Raw genomic sequence first — 4416 nt, forward strand, 5'->3', positions numbered from 1 at the left:
TCTGAAGAAATTTTGCCACCATCGTTGGCAAGTGTAATATTTTTATTGAAAGTTAGTTGTTTGTGTTGTAAAGTCGACATATGGGCACTCCTTGCTTGTATTGTAACGTTTTGGTCGACTTAACAATACCATAAGGAGTGCCCTTTTTTACACCCAAAGGGTGAAAAAAATAATTTGCAAAAACTGTTCAAGCAGAAGGGTTTACAAGGGTTACTGTTAAATACTGTGGATTATTCAGGTTGAGATTTGCTGATAAAAAAGATTTGCGTTCCTCCTATTTTTGTTACAAAATGTAGCTAGCGTAAAAGGAGGAATGCTTTTTTGAAATTACAAACAAAAAATACTTGGATCTTGATAACCGTCTGTGTGTTCACATTTATGTCTGTTCTAGATTCTAGTATTGTTAACATTGCTTTGCCAACGATTAGTAGAGAGTTGTCCATTTCGTTGACCCATAGTGAGTGGATTGTGTCTAGTTATTTACTGGTGATTTGCTGTAGTCTGTTGCTTTTCGGTAAATTGGGTGATACTTTTGGTAAAGCCAAAATTTTTAAAATGGGTGGCATTCTTTTTATTATTGGTTCAGCATTATGTGGCTTTAGCACGAATTTAGTGATGTTGGTAATCGCTCGTATTATCCAAGCCATTGGTTCAGGGATGACAATGAGTAATAATAACGGGATTATTACTGAAACATTTCCCCCAAACCAACGTGGAAGAGCGCTTGGAATGGTGGGGGCGTTTGTGTCACTAGGTGCAATTACAGGGCCAGGCTTGGGCGGTTTGCTTTTGGCTCAATTTTCGTGGAGTTCTATTTTCCTAGTAAATGTACCAATTGGTATACTGGGTGTGTTATTAGGTTATCGTGTTTTACCGGTGCACAAACGTAAGATGGGAGAAACAATCGATTATCTTGGGTTCTTTTTATTGTCGGTAACCATTTTATCAATGTATGCATGTATTCAATTTGTTCAAACTGGAATGATTCTTCAGCTTCAAGTATTCCTTTTGTTTTTCCTTTTTCTGGGAAGTTTTCTGCTATTTGTATACTGGGAAAAGAAAGTGGCGAAACCACTTCTACAACTGGAACTTTTTCGAACGAAAATTTTTTCTGAGAGTTTATTGAGTGCATTTTTAGTCTTTATTTCAGCATTCTTTTATACAATGATTATGCCTTTTTATTTACAGGATATTAAAGGCTACTCACCAAGAAACGCTGGATTGATTATGATGGTGTTCCCAATCGTTCAAGTCATATTAGCGCCAGTTGCTGGGTATCTTGCAGATCGGTACAATAAACGTTATTTGACAATAGTGGGTTTATTTTTACTAACACTTGGTCAAATTAGTTATTTTGCTTGGCATTTGGATACAACATTGGCCGTTATTATTCCCTCAATCATTTTATCCTCCGTGGGGAATTCTCTTTTCCAAGCACCCAATAATACGGTTATTATGAATGCAGTTGATTCAAAATTTTTAGGTATTGCTGGGGCATTAAACGCATTAGCACGTAATCTGGGAATGGTCCTGGGTGTTGCATTATCAACCTTGATATTGACGGTTTCCATTACGAAGATGAATGGACATGCGGTCAGTAGCTTAACCGCAAACCCAGGTTACTTCGTTCAAGGGATGCACCTTGCGTTTGGCTTTTCCGCCGTTCTTTGTAGCATTGCTTTCTTGTTAACGTTGTTTGCGGTTCGTAAGAAGAAAAAAGAATAAAAAACTGAAGGAACACGTGTGCTACGCATTGAGAATTGTTTGAACAGCAATTTTCAATGTGGAAGCATCGAAGTGACCTTCAGTTTTTTTATGATTCTGTTTCTTCTGTCGTATAGTAATAAATAATTGCGCATAATAGTGAAGTGGATGGTTTTAGTGTTTTTTGATCGTAATAGGCTGAAAAACGCAAATCATCTTTATATAAATCAGCCATGGCACGATGATAGCCGACCGAGTAACTCGATGTCGCTAACGTCAGCCATTTTTTATGAGAGAGAAAAACTTGCTTAGCTTTGGAGCCAGTAATATCAGCATCTGGCTGTAGCAACAATTCATTTAATTGATGAATGAGCTCTTGTTCCGTATGAAGTAGTAACTGGTAAGTTTCAGCTGATAAATTTTGCCAATACAGGTTTGTTTGTTGGACAGCTTCTGGTTGGTAGGTACGTAATAGCTCTTCTCCATAAAGTGCATCATTATTTGCTATCAGAGTTTTTTTCATCTGTTCAAATTTGTCGTCATTTGTCATTGTCTGTTCTCCTTTCAATTGAGCAATCATTTCGTTTGCTAGCAGCAATTGTTGTTTATTTTGTTGCATTCGTTGCTGAATTTTGTGGGCGTGATGAGTGAATAAGTCAATACGCGTTCGGCTATCAACAAGGAGTGCCACTTTAATTTCTTGTAGAGAAAATCCCAAATATTTGTACAATAAAATTTCTTGTAATTTGGTGACCTCTTGATCGCCATAGAGACGGTACCCATTTTCTTTTATTGTTTTCGGGTGCAACAAACCGATTTGATCATAATAGCGAAGTGCTCGTTTGCTAACGCCACTTTTCTGTGACATTTCGTGAATAGAATACATCTGAATGCCTCCTTTCTTGATTCAAAGTATAAAGGATGACGTTGGGGAAAGGTCAAGATATAAAAAAAGTTTATCTAAAGACGAATAAAATGTCTTTAGATAAACGAAGTAAAAAGCATTATCCAATAAAATTATCATTTACGACAGCTAGTTTTATCAGTTGCAGTTCGTGATCAGCAATCTCTTGCTCATGTGTCAAAAAATTGGTTGTTTCTTGCATCGAATTCAGCCGATTTGTTAAGTCGTCCATTTTTTTAAGAAGTTCTTGCAATGTAAAAAGAATTTTTTCATCTGTATTCATCTTTTTTTCCTCATTTCCAATGACTATTTTGCATCCAAATCTTTGCTGGGCATTAAATTAATTTCCATTTTTTCTTCAAAATTTTTGGCTTTGTAGAAGACACGGTACAGCACGGTTACAGCAATTGGAATGATGCCACAGAAAATGTAAATACCGCGATAGTCTAAAATCGAATGCAAAGCACCTAATGAATAGGGGCCAACACCAAGGCCTAAATCGAGACCGATAAAGTACGTGGACAACGCAACCCCAATTCGATTTTGATCAACTGTTTTTAAGCAGACAGCTTGACCATTCGACATAAATGTTCCATATCCCAACCCAACAAGTGCACCTGCTACGAGAAGTGTTGCACTATTAAAAGTAACACTCAATAAAAACAAGCCTAGTGATAAAAAGATAAAACTTGGATACATGACAGAGTCAGGACCTTTGACATCAAATAAGCGACCGGTCATTGGACGAGTAAAAGTGACCGACAAGGCGTAGACAACAAAGAAAAATGCTCCGGCTGATTCTAAACCTAGTTGACTAGCATAAATTGATAGAAATGCGAGAACACTCGAATAGGCCAAACCAATTAAAAAGCCAATCGATGAAATAAAGGCCACTTTTTTTTCAATAAAACTATCTAAGGACCATTTTTCAAGTGAGGCACGATGTTCAGCAGTTAATTCAATATTTTTTACAGGGAATAAGAAACAAGCAACGCCAGTTAAAAATGATAGAATTGTAGCTAAGACAATAATAAACGTAAAACCGAAAGAAGGCAGTAACAGCATGCCGATAAATGGTCCAGCTGCTGCAGCCAAGCTTGTACTTAAGCCGTAATAATTAATTCCTTCCCCATTCTTAGCTGCTGGGATGTACGCAGTCACGATTGCATTTGCTGCTGTGGAGACCATTCCGTAGGCAAAACCATTGAGAAAACGGACGGTATCTAAAATGATTATATTTGTCGCTAAGAGATAAGATGCGGTCGTAACAACATAGAGTACTGCACCTAATCTAAGGATGAGGCGACGACCACGTAGTTCTAAAATTTTCCCGATATATAGACGGGCAATTAGCGTACCAATAATATAAATACCTGCTGCAAAACCAGCTTGAGCTGTGGAAGCACCTAATTCTTGGGATGCATATTTTGCTGTGATGACCACAAAACAATAATAGATGAGGAAAACGATAAAATTAATCAATGTAATGGTAATAAATCCTTTGTTAAAAAGTTTGTCTTCCGAATGTTCCTTCATGTTCCTGCCTCTTTCTTTTTTCTATTTAGTGCTAAACGAATGGAACAAAAAATTTGCAAAACTCGTTAGTGGAAATAATATACTGAAAATTTCTGAAATAAAAATGCTATTATGTAATTATAAAAAGATAGTTTCTTTTTGAAAAAACATAATATATTGACATTTGTTCACTAGTGTTGCATTAAAAAATTTTTTTATTCCATGAAACAAAAAAATCCTTTATACTAGCACTTGGATGACTTATCCAAGACCAATAAAAAGGACCACAACAT

General features: G+C 36.5%; 4 protein-coding genes. 1 reads left to right on the forward strand and 3 read right to left on the reverse strand.

Annotated features, from left to right (window positions below):
- Positions 1 to 321 precede the first annotated feature (321 nt).
- Positions 322 to 1725: an MFS transporter gene (locus ACFSR0_RS05570; RefSeq protein ID WP_379980742.1), complete on the forward strand. Its 1404-nt coding sequence runs from the start codon at positions 322 to 324 to the stop codon at positions 1723 to 1725.
- An 88-nt stretch (positions 1726 to 1813) separates the two neighbouring features.
- Here the strand turns inward: ACFSR0_RS05570 and ACFSR0_RS05575 are convergent, their stop codons facing one another.
- The 3 genes from ACFSR0_RS05575 to ACFSR0_RS05585 form a co-directional block, all read right to left on the reverse strand.
- Complete coding sequence (locus tag ACFSR0_RS05575; protein ID WP_379980744.1) at positions 1814 to 2590, reverse strand: MerR family transcriptional regulator; 777 nt, start codon at positions 2588 to 2590, stop codon at positions 1814 to 1816.
- Between the two features lie 118 nt (positions 2591 to 2708).
- On the reverse strand, positions 2709 to 2891 hold the full coding sequence (locus ACFSR0_RS05580) for a hypothetical protein (RefSeq protein ID WP_379980746.1): 183 nt from the start codon (positions 2889 to 2891) through the stop codon (positions 2709 to 2711).
- 23 nt (positions 2892 to 2914) lie between these two features.
- Positions 2915 to 4144: an MFS transporter gene (locus tag ACFSR0_RS05585; protein ID WP_379980748.1), complete on the reverse strand. Its 1230-nt coding sequence runs from the start codon at positions 4142 to 4144 to the stop codon at positions 2915 to 2917.
- Positions 4145 to 4416: the final 272 nt, after the last annotated feature.

This window comes from Enterococcus camelliae, assembly GCF_042685105.1.
Lineage (GTDB): Bacteria > Bacillota > Bacilli > Lactobacillales > Enterococcaceae > Enterococcus_G > Enterococcus_G camelliae.

What these genes read in the sequence shown, in the direction of transcription:
- ACFSR0_RS05575 (WP_379980744.1), bottom strand. Translation starts at nt 2,590, where the DNA reads ATGTATTCTATTCACGAAATGTCACAGAAAAGTGGCGTTAGCAAACGA.
- ACFSR0_RS05585 (WP_379980748.1), bottom strand. Translation starts at nt 4,144, where the DNA reads ATGAAGGAACATTCGGAAGACAAACTTTTTAACAAAGGATTTATTACC.
- ACFSR0_RS05580 (WP_379980746.1), bottom strand. Translation starts at nt 2,891, where the DNA reads ATGAATACAGATGAAAAAATTCTTTTTACATTGCAAGAACTTCTTAAA.